The following is a 24,885-nucleotide window of genomic DNA, read 5'->3' as shown; positions in this document are numbered from 1 at the left end:
AGCCGTGCTCGATCGGGGCGGTGGACTGTCCAGAGCTGCTACGCCTACTCGGCGGCGGGGCTGGGAATGCCGAGGTCGGCCAGGAAGCCGTCGACGATCCGCGCCCACTCTTCGGGGCGCTCGAGGTTGGGGTAGTGCCCGGCGCCTGCGATCGTGGCGACCCCGCGGCCGTCCCGGACCGTGTTGACGGCGCTGTGGGTCATCCGGTGGTGGTCGGCGGAGTCCTCCTCCCCCACAATGCCCAACACGGGAACGGTCACCTCGACGAGCCGGGACCAGGACTCGGCCACCGGAGTAGGCGGGGTGACACCAGGGACGACCACATGGGTCGATGCGAAGTGCTCGTGCATCGCACGCAGCCGGGCCACAATGCCCGAGTCCATGGCCCCGAGGTTTCGCCGTGGTCCCGCCGCGAAGTCCAGCTCCGCCTCGATCCAGGCTGCAGCGTCCATCTCGGCGATGGCCCGCTCGAGGCGGCCGAGGATCTTCAGTGACCAGGGATCCTCAAAGGTTAGTTCGCCGGTCCCGGCGCCGCTGATCACGACGCCCCGTACGCAGTCGGGGTGCTCGATGGCGGTGTCCAGCGCGGCGCTGGCGCCCATGCTGATCCCGACCAGGATCGCCGGTCCCGCGTCGAAGTGGCGTATCAGCGCGGCCACGTCGTCGCAGTGCCGGAACGGGGCGATGGCCGTCGAAGAGAGGCCGTGCGTGCGCGCGTCCGGAGCGACGACCCTGCATCGTCTCGCGAGGTGAGTGATCTCGCGCTCCCACATGGTGTGGTCGACGAAGCCGGCATGCAGCAGCACCACGAGCTCTCCGGAGCCGGCTTCTGTGTAGGCAAGGTGCCCTCCGGGCAGGTCGATCCGCTCCATCACTGGTCCTCCATCGTCGGGGTGAGCAGGGCGTCCAGCGCGCCGAGCTCGTGCACCAAGTGCGCCAGCACCCGCACACAGGCATTGATGTCACCGGCGTCCAGACCGGCCGCGATCCGGTCCAGCCGGGTCAGCTCTTCGTCGTGCAGCGACGCGTAGACCGCCCGGCCTGCCTCGGTGGCAGCGATCAGGTGCGAGCGCTTGTGCTCCGGGTTCGGCCGGGCCTCCAGGTAGCCCAGCTCCTTGCCCTCGTCGACCAGTCTCTGCACGCCCTGGCGGGTGATCCACAGCGCGCGGGCAATCTGTGGGACTGTCCGCGGCCCGGCGTCATGGACGTGCTCGATGACGGCCCTCACCGGCATGGACACGTCGCGGTGCGCCAGCCCCGCGGCGACCACCCGAGCCGAGAGCTGATGCACCGGCCGAATGTGACGAAACACTTCGTAGAGTTCTGCACCGGTCTCGGACATGACAACTAGCATGTCAACATAGCAATCTTGTTGTCAAACTCTCCCGCGGAGTGCAGAGTGTGCGGCATGACGCATTCCAAGGAACCGACCACGAGCCGCGGCACCCAGCGTGCACGCGCTTCCGGGTGCACCGTGAGCCCCGCGGCATGCGGATGGACTCCCCCGCGTCCATCCGCTCGGGGGAACCAGTGACGTACGTGATCCGAGAGCGACGGGCCTGTGATCTCGACACCTGCGTCGCGCTGCTCGCTCAGGTGCATGGCACGCAGCGCTATCCCATCCGATGGCCCGACGACCCTCGGGTCTGGCTGACGCCGCCGGACGCCGCTGGCGCCTGGGTGGCGACGCTTCGCGACGAAGTCATAGGCCACGTCTGTGTCGTCAGCAAAGACCTGGTGCGGTCGGAACTGACGCTTGAACGGCTCTTCGCGTCGCCCGACGCGGCAGGCAGCGGTGTGGGTCGAGCCCTGATCAACCATGCAAGCGACTGGGCGGCCGGGCGCCGGTCCCGCTTGACCCTCGACGTCGCCGACAACTGCGCCAAAGCCATTAACCTCTACAGCCGGCTCGGTTGGCGCCTGACCGGACAGACGCCGATCGACTGGGGCGACGACGCGGCGGACTCGCTACTTCATTTCGAGGCCCCCGCCGGGGAGTTTCGCGCGACGAGTCAACCATGAGCAGAGTCGCGCTACGGGCGATCTTTTGCGGAGTGGGCGAATCGGGTCAGCAGCAGACGGCGCGATGGGCGTAGGTGCGGCAATCATGGTCCTCGGCGACGCAGCGAGGCACTCCCAGGGGGTCATCTCTGTCGCTGCGGCGTTCCACGAGGACGGTGAAGGAGGACTCGGTGGCGTCGGCGCTCAGTCGTCGATGAGGAGCAGTCCGGTGATCACGCGCCGCAGGATGCGGTCGAACTGGTCGTCGGTGGGAGCGTTGTCGGCCAGGGCTGCGGCCAAGTGGGGGTATGACCCCGTGGACGCAATTGCCGTCAGGTGGACGGTAAGCGCGGTGTCCTCGCGGGCCTCCGCTCGGGCTGCGCGGCGCTGTTCGTGCTCTTGCTTGCAGAGCATCCGCACCAGGCCGGTGAACACGCCCACTGCCTCCAGCTTCGTGCGGCCATCGGCGCCGGTGGGGGCCAGGACCGCCAGCGTGTGGTCGAGGTAGGCGTATCCGTTCCCCCCGAGCGCCGGCGTGGTGTCCAGCGCCTCAAGCATCCAGGGGTGCCGGCGGTAGATTCCCCGCGCCTGTCGGGCCAGGTCGAGCATGTGATCCACCCACGACCAGGTGGCTGCGGCCTGGAGGTCGAACTCGCCGTTGACCTCCTCCACCATGAGATCGATGAGCTCGTTGCGGGTGCTGACGTAGCGGTAGAGCGAGGCAGCACCGGTGCCGATGTCCCCCGCGACTGCGCGCATGGTGACGGCGGACAGCCCGTCGCGGTCGGCCAGGGCGATGGCAGCCTCGGCAATCTCGCGGCTGCTTCGCGACGGAGTCCGGCCACGACGAGCGCCTATCGCCATTCGACTCGACCCCCGTTCTGCTGGCACGTCACAACCCCCTCCTCGGACCGATCCCCAATTTTGCGAACATCGTACGCAAACTCTATCGTGGCCAATGACGCGAACGTCGTTCGCGAATGAAGGGAGCGCTCTGATGGTCGGTGCTGTTGAGTGGAGCCGGACGCGATACGCCCGCAATGGAGAGGTGGAGATCGCCTGGGACCAGCTCGTCGGGTCCCAAGGGGACCCGTTGCTGCTGGTCATGGGATTGGGAACGTCACGGTTCTGGTGGCCGGCCGGGCTGTGCCGGAGCTTCGCAGAGGAGGGCTTCCAAGTGGTGCGCTACGACCAGCGCGACGCGGGCCAGTCCACCCGGATGCCGGATGTCAGTGTCACCAACCCGGTCACCGCTCTGTTTCGCAAGCGCGGGGACGCCTACACCGCCGAGGACATGACCGACGACGCTGTCGCCGTCCTCGATGATCTCGGCTGGTCGGCCGCGCACGTTTTCGGTCACTCCCTGGGTGGTGCCATCGCCCAACGCGTCGCTCTTCGCCATCCTGACCGGGTTCTGAGCGTGGTGTCCTCTGCCGCGCTGCCCAGCGACGTGTCCGGCGTTAAGGTGGCCCGCTATCTGCGCTTCGGACTGCTCGCCCGACTGGCCCGCACGAAGTTCCCCGAGGGTCGCGAGGGTGACATCGCTGCGAGCCTTGCTGTGGCGCGGGGAGTGGCTTCCCCGGCATACCCGTTCGACGAGGCCGCAGCGCGGGAGTGGATCGAGCGTGAGGTAGACAGCGGGCCCCGCGACAGCAAGGCGCAAAGTCGCCAGATCGGTGCCCAGTGGCACGGTCCGCGGCTGCCGAAGCTGAACAAACCGACCCTCGTGATGCACGGGGACGCGGACCCGATCCTGCGTCTTTCGGCCGGACGCGCCACCGCTGCCCGCATCAGCGGAGCACGGATGATCACGTGGCCCGGGGTCGGGCACGACCTGCCTGAGCCGTTGTGGCCGCAAGTGGCACACGCCGTTCGAGAGCTGGCCGACTCTGCATAGCGCTCAAGCCTCGAGGCACAGGGCGATCCCCATCGCCGACTCCTGGCCGGTCCACGATCGCGAAGGACGACCCGGTAAAGTCCCAAGTCACCCGGAGAGCAATGTGAGTTATCACCATTTGGCTCGCTTCGCGCGGGGCGCCGCCGTCGCCGTGGTGGCCGCCGAAGTGGTGCTGCTGTTTGTCGGGCGGGTCAGTCTCGGTGCCGCAGTCGGCGTCTTCCTCGCAGTCGAGGCCGCCTTGGCCGCCGTGATCTTGACCGTTGCGTGGCGGGCGGCGCGTACGTCCCGCGGCGACCGGGTCACAGCTGCGGTGCGCGCGATCCTGCCGGGCCCGATCGCCACGCTGGTGCTGCTCGAACTCGGTCAGCTTCGCGCGCTGTGTTTGCTGGTCCGCAGCCGCACCGCTACCGAAAACCCAGAGGACGTGACGATCTCCTACGCCGCCGGGCGAGGTGGCGTCTACCTGATGATCGGGGTGGTGTGCGTAATCGAGCTGCTCGCCGTCCACCTCATCCTCCCCTGGCACCGCCTGGGGGCCGGGTCCTGGCTGCAATGGGTGGCGTTCGCACTCTCTGCCTATGGTGCGGTCTGGCTCCTGGCCTGGTGGGCCGCTCAACGCACGCACCCTCACCTGATCACCGGCGACGAGCTCGTCCTGCGGAACGCCACTGTCGTGACCTTACGAGTCCCGCTCGACCGGATCGGGCACGTGTCACCGCGACGGCGAGGGCTCGGTTCCGAGGGCCGCCTCATGCTCGGCGGCTCAGGCGGTGGCACGAACCTCGACATCGACTTGGTCGAACCCGCGCCGTGGCGCAGCTTCACCGGGCGCCGCAGCCGCGAAGTCACCGCAGTGTCGCTCGAAGTCGACGACCCCCGTCTGGCCGCACAGCTTCTCACTCGAGCAATGCGACGGCGGACTCAACTCGGGCCGGCCACGGACCTTGGCGGCTCCGACTGGTAGCTGCAGGGCGGTGGCTAAGTCATTGATCGCCTCCTCGACGGCCTGCGAGCACTTCGGGGTGGCCGCGCGCCAACTGACCTCGCTCACGAGCCCTGACCGGACAGTCAGGGCCACGGTCGTTACAAACGTGGTACAAGTAGTCGAACATCCTCGACGTTTGCGCAGGTCAGCATGGGTCAGTCAGTCAGTACTACGACATATAGTCACTTGTGCACGTAAAGCTCGAACTCGCCGTTCGGGTACCGAGGGCCCTGGCTTAGCCGGGGCCCTCGTTGCGCCTCCGCGTCGTCGCGGGCAAGCCCTGGCGAAGGGCTCAGCAAGGCGTCGCACGTGGAATTGGAGTTCACCGCCCAACAGACGGTCGCGACGTGGGCCGCCGCGGCGCCGGACTGGCTGTTGCCCGCAGTCATCCTGCTCGGGGCACTGACGGTCGCTTGGCGCCGACGCCACGGCAACTCGCAGAATGATGACCCGGCGTCCACCCCGAGCCTCGAGAAGATCGACTAGGACATGCGCTCCCGATAGCACCCCAGCGCGCCGGGTGGGGCCGCCTCAGGCAAGGGCGAGAAAGAGCTTCTCCATCTTCTTGACGTCAACGTCGTCAAGACCCTCGTCGGACTCGGTGAGGCACTGCTGCAGGCCGGTGGCGACGATGGCGTAGCCGGCGCGGGAGAGCGCCTTGTTGACGGCGGCCAACTGTGTGAGGACGGACTCGCAGTCAGAGCCTTCCTCCATCATCCGGATCACGCTGGCAAGGTGCCCGTTGGCGCGCTTCATGCGGGTGATGATCGCCTTGATCTCGGTGGGTTCGAGGTCCATCAGTTCTTCTCCAGTGCGGCCAGGGCCGCGGTCAGCCGCTGTCGTGCGTCGGTCGCGACGGTGCGGAGGGTGTCGCCGGCGTGACCGGCGAGGGACATCATGGCGTCGGGGTCGAAGGCCTCGACGACCGTGGTGGTGTCGTCGAGGGCGCGGACGACGACGTTGCAGGGCAGCAGTGCGGCGATGGAGGGATCGGCCTGTAATGCCTGGTGCGCTAGCTGGGGGCGGCAGGCACCCAGGATGACCTGGGGTGCGACGTCGACGTCGAGCTTGGCCTTCAGCGTGGCCTTCAGGTCGATCTCGCTGAGGATGCCGAACCCCGCAGTCGCGAGCTCAGCGCGCACCGCCTCGACGGTCTCGTCGTAGGGGCGGCGCACCGTCGTTTCGAGCGTGTACTGCGTCATGGGTCTCTTCCTCTCGGGTACCGATCACGAGGTCCGTGGCTGGGCTGCACCCACAACTGTACAACCCCCCTGGGGGATGTGTTAATGTTTGGGCATAACCCCCCCGGGGGTTGCGTTTGGGTAGTTCGACATGCCAGCAAAGGAGTCCCCTCTATGCGTGAAACCACCATCGACCAGCTCGCTGCGGCGCTCGATCAGGGCGCGTCGGTGGTCGACGTCCGTGAGCCTGCGGAGTTCCGCGAGGGTCACGTGCCAGGTGCGACCAACATCCCGATGGGTCAGCTGACAGCCCGGCTGGGCGAGATCGAGCGGAATCGACCGGTGCACGTGGTGTGCGCTTCTGGCAACCGCAGCAGCGCGATGGCCGACGTCCTGACCGCCAACGGCTTCGAGGCGATCAACGTCGCCGGCGGCACCAGCGCCTGGGTCCGCTCCGGGCGACCGATTGAGAAGTGAGGCGAACATGACTGACGACACCACCACCGAGACACCCGCACCGGCCTCGGCGACCGAGGAGGCCCAGCAGCGGCCGGCCGAGGGACTGACCGTCCGCACCCTCGAGACCTCATCGCTCGGGGACCGCACCTACGTGGTCCACGACGGCGAAGCCGCCCTGGTGATTGACCCTCAGCGCGACATCGACCGGGTGCTGGAGGTGCTCGAGGCCGACGGCGTCCGACTGACCCACGTCTTCGAGACCCACATCCACAACGACTACGTCACCGGTGGCCTGGCGCTCGCGCAGGCAACCGGAGCGGCATACCTGGTCAACGGCGAGGACGAGGTGTCCTTCGACCGCACCTCGATCGCCGACGGCGAGGTCGTCGAGGTGGGCGACCGTATGCGCGTCCGTGCGATCGCCACCCCCGGTCACACCTTCACCCACCTGTCCTACGCGCTCTCTGTCGACGGGCCTGACGGCGAGGAGCCGTACGCCGTGTTCACCGGCGGCTCGCTGCTCTACGGCGCCACCGGTCGACCCGACCTGCTCGGCGAGGAGCACACCGACGCCCTGGTGCGTCACCAGCACGCATCGGCGCACAAGCTCGCCGAGCAGCTGCCCGACGAGGCCGAGGTCTACCCGACTCACGGGTTCGGGTCGTTCTGTTCGGCCACGCAGTCCGATGCCACGGCCTCGACGATCGGCGAGGAGAAGCGCTCGAACCCGGTCCTGACCCAGGACGAGGAGACCTACGTCCGCGAGTTGCTGGACGGCCTCGGTGCCTGGCCGGCGTACTACGTGCACATGGGACCCGCCAACGCCGCCGGTCCCTCCGCGCCCGACCTCTCCCCGGTGCAGGAGGCAGACGCGACCGAGCTGCGGCGCCGGATCGACGCGGGTGAGTGGGTGGTGGACCTGCGCAATCGCAAGGCCTTCGCCGCTGGGCATGCCCCTGGAGCGTTCAACTTCGGACTCGACGGTGCCTTCTCGACCTACCTGGGCTGGCTGATCGAGTGGGGCACCGCCGTGACTCTGCTCGGCGAGACCGCCGAGGACGTGGCCACCGCCCAGCGTGAGCTGGTCCGGATCGGCATCGACCGGCCCGCAGCCCAGGCCACCGGCGGTCCGCAGGACTGGACCGACGGTGAGCTCGGCAGTTTTCCCACCGCCACCTTCGCCGACCTGGCGCAGGTGCGCCATCACCGCGACGTCGTCGTGCTCGACGTGCGCCGCGCTGACGAGTACGAGGGCGCAGCGATCGCCGGGGCGGTCAACATCCCGATCCACGAGCTGCCCCGCCGCGTCGGCGAGGTGCCGACCGGTGAGGTGTGGGTGCACTGCGCCAGCGGCTACCGCGCCTCGGTCGCCGCCTCGTTCGTCGCCGCCGCCGGCCGCACCCCGGTCGCGGTCGACGACTCCTTCGAGAACGCCGAGAAGGTCGGCCTGCACCTGGTGAGCCCCGAAGGCGACTCCTCTGACACCACCCACGGCGCCGACGGGCCCGACGCCTGATATGACACTGCTCCTCGCCGTCGCCGCCGGCGCGCTCATCGGCCTGTCCCTTGGAGCACTCGGCGGCGGCGGCTCGATCCTGGCCGTGCCGGTGCTGGTGTACCTGCTCGATCAGTCCGCCTCCCAGGCGACGACCGGGTCGCTGGTGGTCGTCGGCGTCACCTCCCTGATCGGGGCGATCGCCGCACACCGCGCCGGCAACGTGCTGCTCGGCCACGGCCTGGTCTTCGGCCTGGTCGCGATCGGCGGGGCGGTGGCGGGAGCGGAGGCGTCCATCCGGGTCCCCGAGGACATCCTGTTGGCCGCCTTCGCCGCCTTGATGCTGCTGGTCGGCGGGATGCTGGCCTGGCGCCAGCTACGCCACCGTCGCGGAGACGACCCTCGGCACGTCGCGCGGCCCACCCTGGACGACCCGATCATCACGTTCAGCCCGACCTTCGCCTGCCAGTGCCCCCGGGCCCTCAAGGTGCTGCTGACCGCGACCGTCGTCGGGGCACTGACCGGCTTCCTGGGCGTGGGCGGCGGCTTCCTCGTCGTTCCCGCCCTCCTGCTCGCCCTCGCGCTGCCGATGGAGTACGCCGCCGGCACGTCACTGGTGGTCATCACCATCACCAGCGCCGCAGCGCTGACCGTCCGGGCCGGCTCTAACGCCGCGCCGGACTGGACGTCCGTCGCCGTCCTCACCGCAACGTCGGCGGCAGCAGCCGTTGTAGGGGCACGCCTCGCCGACCGTGTCGGCACCAACCGCCTCCAGGCCGCCTTCGCCGTCCTGGTCCTCGGCGTCGCCGTCTACACGGCAGCCCGGGCGGCTCCCGCCCTTCTCTGATCACACCCACCGCTCAACCCTCATCGAACGGAACACTCATGAGCACCACCACCGCCCGATCGAAGGGCGCCTCCCCCGACTTCACTCCCGGCTTCCGCCCCGGCCCCCTCGGCCGCCTCGGCCTGTGGGTCACCGACCACGCCAAGCTCGTCACCGGCGTCTGGCTGCTGCTCATCGTCGGCCTGGGCGCCTTCGCCCCCCAGGTCGAGCACAACCTGTCCGGCGCCGGCTGGCAGGCCGACGGATCGGAGTCCGTCGCCGCACGCGAGCTCGCCCAAAAGAGCTTCGGCGGCAACGCCTCCTCGGCCATCCAGGTCGTCGTGCACTCCACCGACGGACCCGTCACCGAGGGCCCCGGCGCCGAGGTCCTCGCCCAGGTCACCCGGATGCTCGAAGCCGAACCACGCATCGCCGACGTGATCGCGCCGATGCCCGGCGCGACCATCAGCCAGGACGGCAGCACCGCGATCATCCTCGCGGGCGCGGGTGCCGACACCAACGAGATGGTCCGGGTCGCCACCGACGTCAAGGGCGACCTCCAGGACCTTTCCGTCGAGGGCATCCAGGTCAACCCGACCGGCTCCTCGCTGCTCTGGTCAGACTTCAACGAGGCCAACCTCGAAGCCATGCTGAAGTCCGAGATGGTCTCCTGGCCCGTCACCATGGCGATCCTGGTGCTCGCCTTCGGCGCCCTGGTCGCCGCAGGCCTCCCCCTGATCCTGACCCTCGCCGGCCTCGTCGCCTCCGCCGGCTCCCTGGTCCTCATCAATGAGCTCGTCCCGGTCTCCATCTGGGCGATGAACTTCGCGATGATGTTCGCCCTCGCGCTCGGCATCGACTACGCGCTTTTCCTCGTCGTCCGCTACCGCGCCTCCCGCATGGGCTCGGGCAACTCCGCCAAGCAGGCCATCGCCGAGACCATGGACACCGCCGGCAAGGCCGTCCTGCTCTCCGGCGCCACCGTCCTGATCTCGCTGTCGGCCGTGATGCTCGTGCCCTCGCCCTCGTTCCGCTCGATGGCCGGCGGGATCATGCTCTCGGTCGTCTTCGTCCTGGCCGCCACACTCACCCTGCTCCCGCTGGTGCTGTTCAAGCTCGACCACAAGATCAACAAGCTGTCCCTGCCCTGGGTCAAGACCGGGGAGCACCGCTCCCCGAAGTTCGCCGCATGGGGCGAGCGACTCTGGAAGCGCCCCCTCGTCTGGGGCCTGGGCGCGCTCATCGTGCTGCTCGCACTCGCCGCACCCATCATCGGCCTCAAGACCGCCATGCCCTCCATCAAGGTCCTGCCCGAGGACGCCAGCGCACGCGTCGGCTACGACCTCGTCCAGGAGTCGTTCGGCGAAGGTGCGCCCGGCACGCTGCAGATCGTGATGAAGGCCTCCGACGCCGACGCCGCGAAGACCGTGCTCGCCTCCGACCCCGGCATCGCCGGAGCAATGCCCTCAATGCCGGCAGCCGACGACAGCGGACTGGTCCTGATCCAGGCCGTGCCGACCGTCGACCCGTCCGACCCCGCTCTCAACGACACCGTCGACCGGCTGCGCGCCGACCTGCCGTCGAGCGCCCTAGTCGGAGGCGCGGCGGTGGAGAACCTCGACCTCAAGGCCCAGCTCGACGAATCTACGCCGCTCGTGATCGGGGTCGTGCTCGTGCTCGGGTTCCTGCTGTTGCTGGTGGCGCTCCAGGCGCCGCTGATCTCGTTGCTCGGCACGCTGGCCAGCCTGCTGTCGACGGCTGCTGCGTTTGGCGTGGCCCGCCTGGTCTTCCAGGAAGGCATCGGCGCTGACTTCTTCGGCTTTGAGAGTCAGGGCTTCCTCGACGCGTGGGCCCCGGTGTTCTTCTTCGCCATGATCTTCGCGATCGCGATGGACTACACGGTCTTCCTGCTCGCGTCGGCCAAGGAGCACTACGAGCACTCGGGCGACCCTAAGGACGCGATGGTCGGCTCGCTCGCCCACTCTGGACGGGTCATCTTCGCCGCCGGCGCGGTCATGGTCGCGGTGTTCTTCACCTTCGCCCTCTCCGGCCCGCTGCCCCCCAAGGAGATGGGCATCGTGCTCGGCGTCGCTGTGCTCCTCGACGCCTTCCTCGTGCGGCTCGTGCTGCTGCCGGTCATGCTGCGCCTGACCGGCAAGGCGGCGTGGTGGTCGCCGGCCTGGCTGCGCCGTGTGTTGCCGACCATCACGTTCTCGCACGGCTGAGCGCTCCTCGACCGCCGCGGCGTATCCCCCTGCGCCGCGGCACGTGGTCCGGGCGCCCGACCCCACGGGGGTCCGGACCACACCTCCCCTTCCAGACTCACCACCCTCACCCCTCCCGCACGATCACCCGAACCAAAGGAGCTCCACCATGTGCCGAGCAGTCACTTGTAAGAAGTGCGGCAAGACCACCTGGGCCGGCTGCGGCCAGCACGTCGACCAGGTCCTCGCCCGCGTCCCTCGCGCCGACCGGTGCGCCGGCCACCCCCACGAGCCCGGCACCGGGTTCTTCAGCCGCCTCTTCGGAGGCAAGGCATGAACCTCGACCGCGCCGTGCTCCTCCTCGCCGGCACCATGACCCTGCTCAGCGCTCTGCTGGTGGCCCTCGTATCACCGTGGTGGCTGCTGTTGACCGCCTTCGTCGGGCTCAACCTGCTCCAGTCGTCCATCACCGGCTTCTGCCCCGCGGCCGTCATCTTCCGCCGACTCGGCGTCAGCAACGGGTGCGCCTTCCGATGAGCGACGACAGCGCTGACCACTGGGATGCTGTCTTCGCGTCGCGCGACCTCGACGCGGTCTCGTGGTTCGAAGAGACGCCCGCCCACTCTGTGGAGCTGCTACGCCAACAGCCCGGCTCGGTGATCGACATCGGAGCCGGCGCGTCCAGGCTCCCCGACGCACTCCTCGCCGACGGTCGCGAGGACATCACCGTGCTCGACATCTCCCAGGAGGCGCTCGCAGTGACGCGCGAGCGGCTCGGCTCCGCAGAGGGGCGGGTCGCCTACGTCGTCAGCGACGTCCTCGCCTGGGAGCCCGCGCGCACCTACGACGCCTGGCACGACCGCGCCGTGCTCCACTTCCTCACAGAACCGGCACACCAAGCGGCGTACGTCGACCTGGCCGCCCGCGCCCTCTCCCCCGGTGGCCTGCTGGTCGTGGCCACGTTCGGCCCCGACGGACCCACCTCTTGCTCGGGACTGCCGACGTCCCGTCATTCGGCCGACGACCTCGCCGCGCTCTTCGCGCCCACCTTCACCCTCACTCGTGCGGAGATGCGGATGCACCGCACTCCCGGCGGCGCCGAGCAACAGTTCACGTGGGTCACGGCGCGGCGCACCAACTAGAGAGTGGCCAGAATCTAGGCGAATCTAGACCTGTTCACCCGCTCAGGGTGCCCCGTTGCAGGAGGTAGCCTGTTACAAGCCCGGTACAAACGGCCGGGAAATCTCGACGTTTGCGCAGGTCAGCATGGGTCAGTCAGTCAGTATTACGACATCTGATCGTCGTACGACGGCCCCCGACCTGCACCACGCAGGTCGGGGGCCGTTCTGTCTGTCGGCAACTGCGGCAGTTGGGCGGCGGGCCGAGCCTCCTCCCGCTGCCGACCCACGTCCGGGGCGTGAACTGCCGCAGTTCGCCACGCGACCCTTGCTAGGTTCACGTCGTGTGCTTCTCCCCCGAGATGGATGTCGTCGCCGGTGTGGTCGTGACCGGGATCGGCATCGACTGCCTGCGCCAGGTGACCTCACGCAGGCAGGTCGCCCTGGCCGCCGTGCCGGTCGTCTTCGGGGTTCATCAACTGATCGAGACGCTCGTCTGGTGGGAGCTGCAGGGAAGGGTCGGCCAGTGCACCGGCGACGTGGCGACGTACTCCTACCTGGTCATCGCACTGCTGGTGGTCCCACTGCTGATCCCGTGGGCGTTCCTCCGCCTCGGAGTCGGCCGCTCGCGAGTGGCCGACGTCGGCTTCGTGGTTGCCGGTCTCACTGCGGTTGCCATCTGCGGAAATCTGCTGGGACTTGATGCTCCGGACCGTCGAGTCGACGGACACCAGATCACCTACTTCGCCGGCGAGTACATCCCCGATCACGTCCTCCCGGTCTATGCCGTTGCCTGTCTGGGACCACCACTGCTCGCCCGGGCACGCTCACTCCAGCTCTTCGGTGTGCTCAACCTCGTCGTCGTGCTCGGCCTGGCTGCCCTCAACCAGGGTGGTGTCATCTCCCTGTGGTGCGTGTGGGCCGCCGTCACGAGCGTCCTGGTCAACCTGCATCTACGTCGGGTCCGGTCGAGCCGCGACTCCGTCGACCAGGCGGGCGTGGAAGTGCGGCCAGGCAGGGGCGCCAGAGCCCGAACGCCGTGAACGCCCGTGGCGAACTCAGCCGGCGTTCGCCACCTGCGCGACAAGCCAGGCGTAGCGTGGGCGTCATGCGCCGAGCCGCCGCACTGTCCGTGGTCCTCTTCCTCGCCCTGCTCGCGGGGCTGACTCCCCCGGGCTCGGCCGACCAGTCCGCAGAGGAGAGCAAGCCACGAGCGGCGGCGGTGGTCCCCTCGCTCCAGGTGACTCGCCAGGTGCGCAACCTCCAGCAACCGTGGGATGTCAAGGCGATCGGCGGCGGACGCCTGCTGATCACCGAGCGGGACACCCGGCGGCTCCTGCTCTACTCGCGCGGGCGACTGCGCAGCCTCGCCTACCCGAAGAGCTCGGTGTGGGTCAGTGGCGAGACCGGACTGATGTCGCTGGCGATCGATCCGGGCTTCGCGCGCAACCACCGCTTCTACATGTGCCAGGGCGGCAATGCCGGATCCGGCCGCCACGACGTCCGCGTGGTCGCCTGGACCCTCGACTTCACCCACGGCAGAGCGGTCCGCAGCCGGGTACTGCTCTCGGGAATCCAGGCCACCTCCGGGCGTCACGGCGGCTGCCGGTTGCTGATCGGCCGTGGTGGTGACCTTCTGGTCGGGACCGGTGACGCCGCCGTGGGCACCAACCCACAGAACCTCAACTCGCTCAACGGCAAGGTGCTCCGACTCAACCGGATGACCGGGAAGCCGTGGCCCACCAACCCCTTCCTCACGTCCACGAACCTGAAGCGGCGCTACGTGCTGACCTACGGGCACCGCAACGTGCAGGGCCTCGCCCAACGCGCGGACGGGTCGCTGTGGTCCGTCGAGCACGGGAGCTACCGCGACGACGAGGTCAACCGGCTGCGCACGCGGGGCAACTACGGGTGGAACCCCGTGCCCGGCTACGACGAGAGCGTGCCGATGACCGACCAGTCGCTGCCGGGCACGCAGATCAACGCGCGGTGGCGCTCGGGCGACCCCACGATCGCCACGTCCGGTGCCGCGAGGGTGCGGGGCAGCCGATGGGGTGTCTACAACGGCACCCTGGCCGTGGCGGCACTGAAGGCAGAGCGGGTGCTGTTCATGAAGTTCACCGCTGCAGGCACGTTGGTGTCGGTCCGCATCCCGTCCGCGCTGCGCAGCTTCGGACGGCTCCGCTCGGTCACCAGCGCTCCCAACGGCGACCTCCTGATCACCACGGCCAACGACGGCAACGACGCGGTGCTCCGGGTCAGGCCGAGAAGCTGAGGCACCTCGGCCCCAACGCTGTGAAAACGACCTCAGTCAGGTCCCCGACGTGGGTGGGGCGAGCGGATCGAGCAGTCCCGAGAGCCGTCGCAGCTCCTCGACGTGTACGGCGGTGAGTTCCTCGAGCACGCGAGCACCGGACGAGGTCAGGCGGAGCTGCACGCGGCGAGCGTCCTCAGTGCTGCGCGACCGCTTCAGAAGGCCGAGCTGCGCCGTACGGTCGGCCAGCTCACTGGCAGTGTGGTGCCGCACCAGCAGGGCATCGGCGACCTCGCCGATCGACGGCCCCCCGTCCGTCGTGCTCCCCCTGATCGCGAGCAGGAGCTGATGCTGGGCATGGGTCAGCCCGTGCTCCTCGGCCGCCTGCCTGCTCCACTGCTCGAAGCGCCGCAAGGTGGTGCGGAACAGCAGGAGGCGCTGGTACTGCTCATCGGTTGACACACCCTCAGCCTAATATGTCGTGTTCCGATACTTTTTCCCCATGAGCAATCCCTCCAGCAACGTCGCGGTCCGGGACGTGCGCCACCTCGGCGACTTCACCGTCACCCCGCGCATGGTCGTGATCGCCCTGCTTGCCCTGCCGGTGGGCGCCGTCGCCGCCCTGGCCGCGTGGTCCCTGTTGCAGCTGATCGGCCTGATCACCAACGCGGTCTTCTACCAACGCACCTCGACCGAGCTCGTCGCGCCCGGCGGCGGGGATCACCCCTGGTGGCTCGTGTTGCTCGCGCCGGTCGTCGGTGGCCTGGTCATCGGCGTGATGGCGCGCTACGGCTCGGAGAAGATTCGTGGCCACGGCATGCCCGAGGCAATCGAGGCGATCCTGCTCGGTGGCAGCAAGGTGCAGCCCCGCGTCGCCGTACTCAAGCCCACGTCATCGGCGATCGCCATCGGCACCGGCGGTCCGTTCGGTGCGGAGGGCCCGATCATCATGACCGGCGGGGCGCTCGGCTCGCTGCTCGCACAGTTCCTCCACCTGACCGCCGACGAACGCAAGACGCTGCTGGTCGCCGGTTCCGCGGCCGGGATGGCGGCCACCTTCAACTCGCCACTCGCGGCCCTGTTGCTGGCCGCAGAGCTGCTGCTCTTCGAGTTCCGGCCCAGGAGCCTGGTCCCCGTGGCCGGAGCCGTCGCGGTCGGCACCGTACTCCGACACCACCTGCTCGGCGAGGGAGCGGTCTTCCCGGTCACCGGCGCCCTGCACCTGCACGACGTCGACTACGCGCTGTGCGTGGTGTCCGGCCTGATCGCCGCACTGCTCGCCTTGGTCGCGACCGTCCTGGTCTATGCCTCGGAGGACGCGTTCCGCCGCCTGCCGATCCACTGGATGTGGTGGCCGGCGATCGGTGGCGTGCTGATCGGCCTGGGCGGGCTCCTCGTCCCCGAGGCGCTCGGTGTCGGCTACGACGTGATCGAGGCCGAGCTCAGCGGCGAGATCGGCCTGGGCCTGATCGTGGGCATCCTCGTCGTCAAGACCCTGGTCTGGTCGCTGTCGCTGGGCTCGGGCACGTCCGGCGGCGTGCTCGCACCGATGTTCATGATCGGTGGAGCCCTCGGTGCGCTCGAGTCGCACCTCTTCCCCGCGGTCGGCCCCGGCTTCTGGGCGCTGGTCGCGCTCGCCGGAGTGCTCGGCGGCGTGATGCGCTCCCCGCTCACCGGGGTCGTGTTCGCACTCGAGCTGACCCATCAGTGGGACGCGATCCTGCCGGTGATGATCGGCTCCTTCACGGCGTACGGCGCCTCGGCACTGATCCTCAAGCGTTCCGTGCTGACGGAGAAGATCGCCCGACGCGGCTACCACCTCAGCCGCGAGTACGACGTCGATCCGCTCGAGATCACCTTCGTCAGCGAGGTGATGACCAGTGAGATCGTCGAGTTCACGCCCGACCTGCCGATCGCCAGTGCCCTCACCGCCCTCGAGGAACCTGCCGACGACCACGCGGCCTGGCGACAGCAGCTCTATCCGGTCACCGATGACGGCGCGTTCGCGGGCGTGGTTGCCCGCGGGGCGCTGCTCGGCAGTGCACGGACACCGGGTGGCACGATCGGCGACCTCCTGGTCCGCGACCCCGTCCACACCCACAGCGACCAGACCCTTCGTGCCGTCGCCGAGACGATGGCGGTCGACGGGATCACCACCTTGCCGGTGCTGGACCGCGACGATCCCGACGTCGTTGTCGGCGTGGTCTCGCTGCCCCAGCTGCTCGCCGCACGGCGCCGTGACCAGCAGGAGGCCCGCGACCGCGAGCGGGTGCTCAGGGTCCGACTGCTCCGGCCGACGCCCTGACGATCCTTGGCCCCCTGGTCCCGCGCCCCCGCGGGGTCAGCCAGCCGGATCGGGGACGACTCCCCCGGCCGGGGTGGTGACGCCGAGCATCGCGGCGCTGATCATCCGCGGGCCGTCAGCTGCGTCGAGATCACCGGCATGTACGGCGGTCACCGCGGCGTGGGTGACCGAGTGCAGCACGGTGACCAGCCACGACACGGGCAGGTCCTTGCGGAACGCCCCCGAGCGCTGGCCACGCTTCAGCAGCCGCTCGGCCCGTGCGCGCAGGTCGGCGTGAGCCTGGTCGACCTGCTCACTCGGAAGGGCGCGTTCGGCGGCGACCACCAGAGCGCCGTACCGGTGGGTGACCGCCCAGGTGGCCTCGATCAGGCGCTGGAGTGCGGCGACCGGATCTCCGGCGAGGTCGACGTCCTTGAGCACGGAGTCCGCCTCGGCCATCGCCCGCTCGGCGACCGCCGCGACCAGGGTCGCGCGGGAGTCGAAGTGCCCGTAGAGGGTCACGCGTCCGACGCCTGCAGCCTTGGCGACCTGGTTGATCGTCGCATCGGGATCACGGGCCAGGCACTCGGTCGCCGCATCGAGGATCGCGGCGATGTTGCGTCGTGCGTCCGCGCGGGGCGGCCGCTTCTCCGCGGCACCTGCAGACTGTCCGGTCGTCGTCACAATGCCTTCATCCTAGGTCGACGCGTTCCACGGCCCCGGAGCCTGCGAGCCGTGTCGCATCGCCGTGGTGGGCGTGCGTGCCGACGTACTCCTCGCTCCGCCAGAGCATGGCCACGAACATGAGGAGGAACATGAGGACGTGGCCGAGCACCATCACGCCGTCCTCACCGAGCAAGCCGGCCCACAGGAACGGGAAGAGTACGACGAACCCGGCGTACATCACGCCACTCATCTCCAGGACCGGGCGCCAGGCGTGGCCACGGAACCGCATCCACGCCCCCATCGGGACCGCCATGGTGGTCGCCATGGCCAGGGAGTCGACCTCCACCGAACGGAGCACGCCCTGTGGGTCGGTGCCGGACACTGCGAGCGTCCACAACGGGTGGAGCGCCATCATCCCGATCACCATGGCCAGCACCATCTCGCCGTAGTGCAGGGCGAACCTGCGCACCTCGCGCGACGTCATCACCACTCACCTCCGTCGGCGACGGTGGCAGCCTGGGCTGGCCGGCCCGGAACCAGGAACATTGCGACGAGGCCGGCCGCCACGGCGACGGCGGCTCCGAGGGTGAAGCCGTCGACGAACCCGTCAGTGCCACTGCCGGCGATGCTCGCCGCGGCGACGCTCGAGACCACCGCGGCCCCCAGGGAGGCACCGAACTCGTGGAAGGTGCTCACGATGCCGGACGCGATGCCTGACTCGTGGGGAGCGACCTGGCCGAGGGCCGTGGCCGCGGCCACGACGAAGAGGACCCCGAGCCCGACGGCGCCGATGGTCAGACCGACCACGACAGCCGTCGTGCCGAGGCCGACGGCGGCCACCGTGAACCCGAGCGCCGCGATGCCGAACCCGAGTGCGGTGAGCAGTCGGCCACCGACGGCGGCGAGCTGCTGCCCGGCGACCGTGGCACCGGCCATGGTGGCCAGCGCGATCGGCAGGAACAGCACTCCGGTCAGCAGGGCTCCGAGGTCGGCGTGGTGCTGGAGGTAGAACGTGCCCAGGAAGAAGGCGGCCACCATCAGGGAGGTCGCACTGACCACCAGGAACGTGCCGGCTGCCACCGGTCGACGGGCCAGCAGCGCAAGGTCCATGAGGGGCACGGCCGCCGTACGCTGCCGCAACCCGAACAGCACGTAGAGCAGCACCGCACCCAGCAGGAGCAGCAGGGTCGTGCGGTCGGTCCAACCCCGGTCACCGGCGCCGATCAACGCGTAGATGGCGGTGCCGGTGGCGGCGGTGACCAACCCGGCGCCGATGACGTCCAGGCTCCCCCGTCGCATCCCGGTGGCTCCAGCACCCGGAGCCACAGGCAGCACGCGCAACAGGACAACGGTCACGACGACGCCGATCGGCACGTTGACGTAGAACACCCAGGGCCAGCCGGGCCCTGCGGTGAGCACGCCGCCCAGCAGTACGCCGACCGCGGCCCCCGCCCCGCCGAGTCCGGACCAGATGCCGAGCGCCTTGTTGCGCTCCTCTCCGTCGAAGAGCTGGACCACGGCCGAGAGTGCGGCCGGCGAGAGCAGCGCCGCACCGACTCCCTGCGCGACCCGGCCACCAAGCAGCGCCGTCGAGCTGTCCGCCACACCGGAGACCAGCGAAGCGACGGTGAACACGGCCAGTCCCGCGATCACGACGTTGCGTGATCCCAGCAGGTCGGCGATGCGACCGCCCAACAGCATGAGTCCCCCGAAGGCGAGGGTGTAGGCGCTGACCACCCAGGTGGTCGCCTCGCGGTCGAGCCCGAGGTCGGCGCCCATGTGTGGCAACGCGATCGCGACCACCGTGACGTCGATGATCAGCATGAACTGGGCGACTCCGAGGAAGCCCAGGATGGTCCAGCGGCGAGGGTCGGCCACCGGGCCGTCCGCCACCGTCGTGCGTGGTTCGTGTGCCATGGCCGAAACCCCTTCCGATGCAAGATGAACACTGATGTTCGAGATGTTAACTCGAACATCAGTGTTCAACAAGAGAGTTTCGTCAATGGCCCGGCGTCAGACCGCGGCGACCTCCGGTGACGAGGGCAGCCGGATCAGGAACCGGCACCCGTCGGCGGACTCGAGGTTCTCGACGCCGACCACCCCGTCGTGGGCCTCGACGATGCCGCGCACGATGGCCAGCCCCAGCCCGGCCCGGCCGCCCAGGTCACGGTCCGGCGTACGGGCCGACGAGCCCTGCCAACCGACCTCGAAGACCTGGGTCATGTCGTGCTCGGCGATGCCGCCGCACTGGTCCGCGACACTGAGCACGACGCCGCCCTCGACCTGCTCGGCACGCACCTGCACCTCGCCCGAGGGCGGCGTGTGCCGGATCGCGTTCATGATCAGGTTCGAGAGGGCCCTCGAGAGGGCCGCCGGGTCGGCCGAGACACAGATGCCGTCCTGGACAGCGCCACCCACCCTGACGTCGCGCGTGCGGGCGACCGGGTCGAGGCTGGCGATGGCCTCGCTGACCAGGTCGTGCAGCAGCACGGTCTCGCGCTGCGGCACCAGCACGCCGGCGTGGATCCTTGACAGCTCGAAGAGGTCGTCGACCATCGTCGCCATCCGGTCGACGTCCTGCCGGATCTGGGTCAGGTAGCGCTGCGGGTCGGCGGCCATGCCGTCCTCGAGGGCCTCCGACATCGCCCGCAGCCCGGCCAGCGGGGTGCGCAGGTCGTGGGAGACCCACGAGACCAGGTCGCGCCGCGACTGGTCGAGCAGCTGCTCGCGTTCGCGCGACGTGGCCAGCTCGCGGCGGGTCTCGTGCAGTGCGGTGCTGAGGTCACGGAACTCCTTCGCACCGCTGGGCGGTGCGAGCTCGCCGTCCCCACCGAGTTGCCGGACGTTGCGCTGCACGGCGCCCGACCACTGTCCGATGGCCAGGCCCAGCCCGATCGCAACTCCGAGGGTCACGACGGCCGCGACGATGCCGACGTACGTCGCCACGGCAAGGTCGTGGCCCGAGAAGAACATCATCCGGGTCACCGCGATCAGGCCCACCAACGGAGCCAGCACCGCCACCAGGGCAAGGATCGCGAGGTGCCAGACCAGCGACCGCTGCCTGACCAGCCAGCTGGCCGCGAAGCCGAGCATGCCGACCACCGCAGCCGAGAGAGAGGCGACCAGCACGATGGTCCAGAACGCGTCGCCGGTCATCGGTCGCCTCCAGACGCGGACCACAGGTAGCCGACGCCCCACACCGTGCACAGTCGCACCGGGTGGGTCGGATCGGCCTCGACCTTCTCCCTGACCCGGCGCACGTGCACGGTCACGGTCGAGCGGTCGCCGAAGCTCCAGCCCCAGACCAGCTCGAGGAGCTCTTCACGCGAATAGGTCACCTCGGGGTGCGCCACCAGGAACCGCAACAGGTCGTACTCGCGACCGGTCAGCGTCAACGGCGCACCGGCCCGGGTGACCTGACGGCGCGGGTGGTCGATCACCAGGTCACCGTCGGTGAGTACGTCGGGCAGGGTCGGCGTACGACCCGAGGTGCGGCGCAGCACCGACTCGACCCGCAGCGCCAGCTCGCGGGGGCTGAACGGCTTGCTCACGTAGTCGTCGGCGCCGAGCTCGAGGCCGACCACCCGGTCGGTCTCGCTGCTCCGGGCGGTCAGCATCACGATCGGCACCTCACTGGTCAGGCGGAGCTGCCGGGCGACCTCGAACCCGTCGATGCCGGGCAGCATGAGGTCGAGGACGACGAGGTCCGGCGTACGCCGCATCGCGGCCTCGACGGCAGACTCACCGTCGGCGGCCTCGACCACGTCGTGCTTGTTGGCGCGCAGGTAGCTCACCACCACCTCACGAACCGTCGCGTCGTCATCGACGACCAGGACGTTCGCCATCATCACCATCCTCTGCCGGTGCCCGTTCCGGGGCACCGATCTCTGTCATTCGCGATCGTACGACGGCAGCGGCCACGAGCACGCCGACCAGGATGCCGCCGGCCATCATGAACCAGCCGGCGGTGTAGTCGCGGTCGAGCAGCGTCGGGTTGTCGGGTCGGCGACCCCACCCGCCGAGTACCGGCACGGCCACCAGGGTCAGCGCACCGAGCAACACGGCGCCGACGACGACCGGACTCCTGAACCAGGGCACGACGCGCGCCGCGGACCAGCCGAGCACGAGGACCACCGGCGCCAGCACGGCGTCGTGCAGGAGCACGCCACCGGCCAGCCAGACCAGCAGGTTCGGCCAGCGGTCCCACGGCGTCGCGTCGTACAGCAGCCAGGCGCCCCACGCACCTGCTGCCACCCCGGCCGCCACCAACATCCCCCGGCCGATCATGAGGGGCCGAGCCACGGGAGGTGCGGTCATGGGAGCACCTCCAGCTCGTTGACCCATTTCGTCTGCAGCACCCCGGGCCGGTTCGGCGCGATGAGGCGCGCCGGGTAGCCGTGATCGGAGTCCAGCGTCTCGCCGTTCAGCTCGAGCGCCAGCAACGTGTCGTCGTGGTCTGCGTACGACCCCGGGAGCACCGACTGTGCGTAGCCGCCGCGACGTTGCAGCGACCGCACCAGTACCTCGGTGTCGGACGGTGCCTCCACGAGGTCGAGGAGGTCACGGACCCTCACCCCGGTCCAGGTGGCACCGGCACTCCATCCCTCGACGCAGGCGATCGGCAGGTCTTCAGTGCGCTGCGGGAGAGCCTTGAGGTCGGCGAGGCTGAGCTCACGTGAGCGGTCTCCGTGGCGCACCACCAGCCGGTAGGCCTCGCCCGTCGCGGCCGGATCGATCGCAGCGGCCCGCGCCGAGCGGTTGACCGGCACGCCCTGCGGCCCCTCCCCGGTGCGCACGGCGAAGAGCGAGACCCGGCGCAGCCACGGCACCGTGGCTCCTGCGGTCAACAACACCGCGGCGCCGGCACTGACCCACGTCGTGCGCAGGACCGTACGACGACTCACCGCGCCGGGCACCGAGGCTTCGGGCCGGTCGAGCTCCGTCGACTCCAGGGGCGCGCCCAGGGCCTCACGGATGACCGGCAGCTTGACGGCGATGTGCACGGCCAGCGCTCCGATCGCGATCCAGGCCAGCGCGTAGTGCGAGCTGCGGAACGGGAACTCCCACGGGTACCACTGCGCGGAGTTCGCAAGGCCTGTCGCCAGCTGGAAGATCGACGCCGACACCAGTACGGCGATCGAGCCCCGTTCGAGGGCGGTGAGAAGGCCCGTGCGCAACGACCTGGGCAGTGCGGCGAAGAGCTTCGGGTAGACGCACCACAGCTTGACCAGCAGCAGCGGGATCGCTGCCGTGCCCGAGGCGACGTGCAGGCCCTGGGTCAGCCGGTAGCCCCATGACGGCGACGTCGGCAACGGCACGATCGGGTGCGGCAGTTGGGCGTAGTGGCTGATCACCCCGGTCACGAACGCCAGGGCGAAGCACACGCCGAGCCAGACACCGATGCGGGCGGCGACCGCAGGCGACCTCAGCCGTGAGGTGAAGTCGGTCTCGGCCGGGGCCCTCATGAGCGGCGCTCCCCGCGCACCAGGACGGCCACCCACCGGCCGCCGATCTCGTGCACCTCGCTGACGACCAGGTCACTCGCTGCGGCCGCGTCGGCCAGCCCGTCCACGCCGAGCACGGCCCAACGGAACGGGCGCGATCGGTGCTTGCCGCCCTGGGACTCGAGGACCGCCCAGACGGTGCGCGACTCGACCCCAGGCTCGGCCACCTCGACCACGGCACGGCCTCCGGGCGCGAGCAGGTCCCCCGCCCGGCGGAACAGCGCCACCGGGTCGCCGCCGATGCCGATGTTGCCGTCGGCCAGGAGCACGGTCCCCCATCTGCCTTCGGCCGGCACCTCGGCGAACACGTCGCGTTGCAGCGCCGAGGCACCACGGCGCCGGGTCTGGGCGACAGCCTCGGCCACGACGTCGATACCGAGCGCGATACGACCCGTCTCCGCAAGGGCCATCGCCATCCGGCCGGGGCCGCACCCGATGTCGAGCGTGGGACCGTGGCACAGCGTCAGGATGCGCTTGTCGTCCTCGTCGGCCGGTGCCGACCAGCGCTCGACCGGGATCGGTGTCGGAGAGCTGTCCACCCCGACCACGACCGTGGGGTGACCGGACAGCAATGCCGAGAACGTCGAGGTGAACGACACGTCGGTGCTCATCGGACCGGGCTCCTGACAGGCAGTTCGTGCCAGCGACGGCCGAACCTCGTGCCCGGTGCCAGCCGCGCCACGATCTCCGCATCCTCCGCGGTGTCGACGTCGCGCAGTCGGCGTACGACCTCGATGTGAAGGCCGGCACCCAGCAGGGCCCGGGCCGTGCGCGTGCCGGTGTCGGCTTGCGACATCGGGACGTCGGTGAGGACGCCGGCCCGCGACGGGTCCTGCAACCCGAGCAGCCACCACCCGCCGTCGTCCGCGTGGCCCAGGACGGCCGGGCTGTCCTCCAGTGCCGCGTCGGCGGCGGCGAGGTCGTCGGCAGTGACCTGCGGGGTGTCCATGCCGACCTGCACCACCGGTCCGGCGATCGTCGCGTGGGCGTGCGCGATGCGCTCCGCCAGACCGTCCCCCTGCTGCGCGAAGACCCTCCACCCGATCAGGGACCGGCGGAGCTCGTCCTCGAGCACCACCCCTGCGAGGTCCCCGGCCAGGGCCAGGTGGCACCGCGCGGACGCCGCGCTGCAGGCCGCGATCGTGTCGAGCAGGCACAACGCGGCGAGCTCCGCAGCAGCGTCGTCGCCGACGGTGGCGGCCAGTCGGGTCTTCACCAGCCCGGGACGCGGCGCCTTGGCCAGCACCAGCGGTTGCGCCCTCATGCCCGACTCCCGTCGAGAGAGGTTCCGCCCGTACGGCGGCCGTCGGCTCGACCGGCGCCGGGGCCGTCGTGGTGGCCGTCGGCGAGCACCCGGCGGAAGTCCCGCGCCGTCCGCACGGTGCCGAGGAACGAACCGGAGACCTTCGAGCGGGTGCAGGCCGCGCGCGGCCCGTAGGAGACGTCGTGCTCGGAGAACCGCCAGTCGGCATGCACCGCGGACTGCAGGAGCTCGACGGGGTAGCCGAACCGTCGATCCTGGATGTGGAGTTCGAGCAGTGCCTCACGGCGCACGACGCGCATCGCGGCGAGGTCGCTCAGCGGCAGCCCGATCCGTCGGCGCAGCCACCACGCGATCAGCGCGTTGCCGAACCGGGCGTGCCACGGCCAGACACCCCTCGCTGCCGGACGTCGACGTCCCGCGGCGAGGTCGACGCGTCCGGCGACCACGTCGGCGACGAGCTCGGTGAGGTCCGCCGGGTCGAAGGAACCGTCGCCGTCCATGAAGGCCACGATGTCGGCGGTGGCCGCGTCGAGTCCGGCCGCAACGGCAGCGCCGTAGCCGGCCTCGGGCTCGGTCACGACCGTGGCCCCGAGGTCTCGGGCCACGTCGGCGGTGGTGTCGGTGGAGCCGTTGTCGACCACGATCACCCGCATTCCGTCAGGGATGCGGGGCAACAGTGCCGTCAGCGCCGGTGCCTCGTCACGGCAGGGCAGCACCACGTCGATGGAGGGTGTTGAAGTCATGTCA

At 69.8% G+C, this 24,885-nt stretch carries 30 protein-coding genes; 14 read left to right on the top strand and 16 right to left on the bottom strand.

Going from position 1 to position 24,885, the window contains the following annotated elements:
• Nucleotides 1–44 precede the first annotated feature (44 nt).
• Both ASD30_RS09165 and ASD30_RS09160 read right to left on the bottom strand, forming a co-directional pair.
• Entirely contained in the window at nt 45–872 is an 828-nt protein-coding gene (locus tag ASD30_RS09165) for an alpha/beta fold hydrolase (protein ID WP_082563711.1), read from the bottom strand.
• Complete coding sequence (locus tag ASD30_RS09160; RefSeq protein WP_162250934.1) at nt 872–1,291, bottom strand: MarR family winged helix-turn-helix transcriptional regulator; 420 nt, start codon at nt 1,289–1,291, stop codon at nt 872–874. The genes ASD30_RS09165 and ASD30_RS09160 overlap by 1 nt, the downstream gene beginning before the upstream one ends.
• A gap of 239 nt (nt 1,292–1,530) precedes the next feature.
• Here ASD30_RS09160 and ASD30_RS09155 point away from each other — a divergent pair, with 239 nt between their 5' ends.
• Nucleotides 1,531–2,022 carry a GNAT family N-acetyltransferase gene (locus ASD30_RS09155; RefSeq protein ID WP_235530087.1) on the top strand — a complete coding sequence of 164 codons (492 nt, stop codon included), beginning with the start codon at nt 1,531–1,533 and terminating at the stop codon, nt 2,020–2,022.
• 183 nt (nt 2,023–2,205) lie between these two features.
• Here the strand turns inward: ASD30_RS09155 and ASD30_RS26475 are convergent, their stop codons facing one another.
• Nucleotides 2,206–2,865 carry a TetR/AcrR family transcriptional regulator gene (locus tag ASD30_RS26475; RefSeq protein ID WP_056680374.1) on the bottom strand — a complete coding sequence of 220 codons (660 nt, stop codon included), beginning with the start codon at nt 2,863–2,865 and terminating at the stop codon, nt 2,206–2,208.
• Nucleotides 2,866–3,049: 184 nt separating this feature from the next.
• Here ASD30_RS26475 and ASD30_RS09145 point away from each other — a divergent pair, with 184 nt between their 5' ends.
• The 3 genes from ASD30_RS09145 to ASD30_RS26470 all read left to right on the top strand — a co-directional run bounded on the left by ASD30_RS09145 (nt 3,050) and on the right by ASD30_RS26470 (nt 5,369).
• Nucleotides 3,050–3,898, top strand: a complete 849-nt coding sequence (locus tag ASD30_RS09145) for an alpha/beta fold hydrolase (RefSeq protein WP_200950031.1) — start codon at nt 3,050–3,052, stop codon at nt 3,896–3,898.
• A gap of 154 nt (nt 3,899–4,052) precedes the next feature.
• Nucleotides 4,053–4,862, top strand: coding sequence for a hypothetical protein (locus tag ASD30_RS09140; protein WP_156393564.1), 810 nt, complete (start codon nt 4,053–4,055; stop codon nt 4,860–4,862).
• A gap of 330 nt (nt 4,863–5,192) precedes the next feature.
• Nucleotides 5,193–5,369, top strand: coding sequence for a hypothetical protein (locus ASD30_RS26470; protein ID WP_156388666.1), 177 nt, complete (start codon nt 5,193–5,195; stop codon nt 5,367–5,369).
• Between the two features lie 45 nt (nt 5,370–5,414).
• Here ASD30_RS26470 and ASD30_RS09135 read toward each other — a convergent pair whose 3' ends face one another.
• Nucleotides 5,415–5,681 carry a metal-sensitive transcriptional regulator gene (locus ASD30_RS09135; RefSeq protein WP_010833475.1) on the bottom strand — a complete coding sequence of 89 codons (267 nt, stop codon included), beginning with the start codon at nt 5,679–5,681 and terminating at the stop codon, nt 5,415–5,417.
• Nucleotides 5,681–6,085, bottom strand: coding sequence for a DUF302 domain-containing protein (locus tag ASD30_RS09130; RefSeq protein WP_056680366.1), 405 nt, complete (start codon nt 6,083–6,085; stop codon nt 5,681–5,683). Before ASD30_RS09130 ends, ASD30_RS09135 begins: the two co-directional genes overlap by 1 nt.
• Before the next feature lie 153 nt (nt 6,086–6,238).
• On the opposite strand from ASD30_RS09130, the gene ASD30_RS09125 reads away from it, so the two are divergent.
• From ASD30_RS09125 to ASD30_RS09090, 9 genes are all read left to right on the top strand, one after another.
• Nucleotides 6,239–6,541 carry a rhodanese-like domain-containing protein gene (locus tag ASD30_RS09125; RefSeq protein WP_056680363.1) on the top strand — a complete coding sequence of 101 codons (303 nt, stop codon included), beginning with the start codon at nt 6,239–6,241 and terminating at the stop codon, nt 6,539–6,541.
• A 7-nt stretch (nt 6,542–6,548) separates the two neighbouring features.
• A complete protein-coding gene (locus tag ASD30_RS09120; protein WP_082563708.1) occupies nt 6,549–8,039 on the top strand; it encodes an MBL fold metallo-hydrolase in 1,491 nt (496 codons plus the stop codon).
• A gap of 1 nt (nt 8,040) precedes the next feature.
• Complete coding sequence (locus ASD30_RS09115) at nt 8,041–8,865, top strand: sulfite exporter TauE/SafE family protein (RefSeq protein ID WP_056680360.1); 825 nt, start codon at nt 8,041–8,043, stop codon at nt 8,863–8,865.
• A 38-nt stretch (nt 8,866–8,903) separates the two neighbouring features.
• On the top strand, nt 8,904–11,069 hold the full coding sequence (locus ASD30_RS09110; protein ID WP_056680356.1) for an MMPL family transporter: 2,166 nt from the start codon (nt 8,904–8,906) through the stop codon (nt 11,067–11,069).
• 148 nt (nt 11,070–11,217) lie between these two features.
• A complete protein-coding gene (locus ASD30_RS27120) occupies nt 11,218–11,385 on the top strand; it encodes a hypothetical protein (RefSeq protein WP_156388667.1) in 168 nt (55 codons plus the stop codon).
• Entirely contained in the window at nt 11,382–11,585 is a 204-nt protein-coding gene (locus ASD30_RS09105; protein WP_030485876.1) for a YgaP family membrane protein, read from the top strand. Before ASD30_RS27120 ends, ASD30_RS09105 begins: the two co-directional genes overlap by 4 nt.
• On the top strand, nt 11,582–12,190 hold the full coding sequence (locus ASD30_RS09100) for a class I SAM-dependent methyltransferase (protein ID WP_056680353.1): 609 nt from the start codon (nt 11,582–11,584) through the stop codon (nt 12,188–12,190). Before ASD30_RS09105 ends, ASD30_RS09100 begins: the two co-directional genes overlap by 4 nt.
• A gap of 320 nt (nt 12,191–12,510) precedes the next feature.
• The gene (locus ASD30_RS09095; RefSeq protein ID WP_056680348.1) at nt 12,511–13,209 is read left to right on the top strand and encodes a DUF6629 family protein; all 699 of its coding nucleotides are present in this window, start codon (nt 12,511–12,513) and stop codon (nt 13,207–13,209) included.
• A gap of 65 nt (nt 13,210–13,274) precedes the next feature.
• Complete coding sequence (locus ASD30_RS09090; RefSeq protein WP_056891208.1) at nt 13,275–14,441, top strand: PQQ-dependent sugar dehydrogenase; 1,167 nt, start codon at nt 13,275–13,277, stop codon at nt 14,439–14,441.
• A 36-nt stretch (nt 14,442–14,477) separates the two neighbouring features.
• On the opposite strand, the gene ASD30_RS09085 is transcribed toward ASD30_RS09090, so the two are convergent.
• A complete protein-coding gene (locus ASD30_RS09085; protein WP_056680342.1) occupies nt 14,478–14,882 on the bottom strand; it encodes a MarR family winged helix-turn-helix transcriptional regulator in 405 nt (134 codons plus the stop codon).
• 40 nt (nt 14,883–14,922) lie between these two features.
• On the opposite strand from ASD30_RS09085, the gene ASD30_RS09080 reads away from it, so the two are divergent.
• A complete protein-coding gene (locus tag ASD30_RS09080; protein WP_200950034.1) occupies nt 14,923–16,725 on the top strand; it encodes a chloride channel protein in 1,803 nt (600 codons plus the stop codon).
• A 36-nt stretch (nt 16,726–16,761) separates the two neighbouring features.
• Here the strand turns inward: ASD30_RS09080 and ASD30_RS09075 are convergent, their stop codons facing one another.
• The 10 genes from ASD30_RS09075 to ASD30_RS09030 form a co-directional block, all read right to left on the bottom strand.
• Nucleotides 16,762–17,388, bottom strand: a complete 627-nt coding sequence (locus ASD30_RS09075; RefSeq protein ID WP_200950036.1) for a TetR/AcrR family transcriptional regulator — start codon at nt 17,386–17,388, stop codon at nt 16,762–16,764.
• Nucleotides 17,389–17,395: 7 nt separating this feature from the next.
• Complete coding sequence (locus ASD30_RS09070) at nt 17,396–17,854, bottom strand: hypothetical protein (protein WP_200950037.1); 459 nt, start codon at nt 17,852–17,854, stop codon at nt 17,396–17,398.
• Entirely contained in the window at nt 17,854–19,287 is a 1,434-nt protein-coding gene (locus ASD30_RS09065; RefSeq protein WP_056680336.1) for an MFS transporter, read from the bottom strand. The genes ASD30_RS09070 and ASD30_RS09065 overlap by 1 nt, the downstream gene beginning before the upstream one ends.
• 96 nt (nt 19,288–19,383) lie before the next feature.
• The gene (locus ASD30_RS09060) at nt 19,384–20,526 is read right to left on the bottom strand and encodes a sensor histidine kinase (protein WP_056680321.1); all 1,143 of its coding nucleotides are present in this window, start codon (nt 20,524–20,526) and stop codon (nt 19,384–19,386) included.
• The gene (locus tag ASD30_RS09055) at nt 20,523–21,215 is read right to left on the bottom strand and encodes a response regulator transcription factor (RefSeq protein ID WP_056680318.1); all 693 of its coding nucleotides are present in this window, start codon (nt 21,213–21,215) and stop codon (nt 20,523–20,525) included. The genes ASD30_RS09060 and ASD30_RS09055 overlap by 4 nt, the downstream gene beginning before the upstream one ends.
• On the bottom strand, nt 21,190–21,687 hold the full coding sequence (locus tag ASD30_RS09050) for a hypothetical protein (protein WP_156393563.1): 498 nt from the start codon (nt 21,685–21,687) through the stop codon (nt 21,190–21,192). Before ASD30_RS09050 ends, ASD30_RS09055 begins: the two co-directional genes overlap by 26 nt.
• Nucleotides 21,684–22,835, bottom strand: a complete 1,152-nt coding sequence (locus tag ASD30_RS09045) for a molybdopterin-dependent oxidoreductase (protein WP_056680312.1) — start codon at nt 22,833–22,835, stop codon at nt 21,684–21,686. Before ASD30_RS09045 ends, ASD30_RS09050 begins: the two co-directional genes overlap by 4 nt.
• Nucleotides 22,832–23,485: a class I SAM-dependent methyltransferase gene (locus ASD30_RS09040; protein WP_056680310.1), complete on the bottom strand. Its 654-nt coding sequence runs from the start codon at nt 23,483–23,485 to the stop codon at nt 22,832–22,834. The genes ASD30_RS09045 and ASD30_RS09040 overlap by 4 nt, the downstream gene beginning before the upstream one ends.
• On the bottom strand, nt 23,482–24,138 hold the full coding sequence (locus tag ASD30_RS09035; RefSeq protein ID WP_056680307.1) for a TIGR04282 family arsenosugar biosynthesis glycosyltransferase: 657 nt from the start codon (nt 24,136–24,138) through the stop codon (nt 23,482–23,484). Before ASD30_RS09035 ends, ASD30_RS09040 begins: the two co-directional genes overlap by 4 nt.
• Nucleotides 24,135–24,881, bottom strand: coding sequence for a glycosyltransferase family 2 protein (locus ASD30_RS09030; RefSeq protein ID WP_082563707.1), 747 nt, complete (start codon nt 24,879–24,881; stop codon nt 24,135–24,137). Before ASD30_RS09030 ends, ASD30_RS09035 begins: the two co-directional genes overlap by 4 nt.
• Between the last annotated feature and the right edge of the window lie 4 nt (nt 24,882–24,885).

This window comes from Nocardioides sp. Root140, from assembly GCF_001426745.1.
Classification (GTDB): Bacteria; Actinomycetota; Actinomycetes; order Propionibacteriales; family Nocardioidaceae; genus Nocardioides.
Note: the sequence above shows the minus strand (reverse complement) of the source record. Positions and strands in the feature narration are given on the sequence as shown.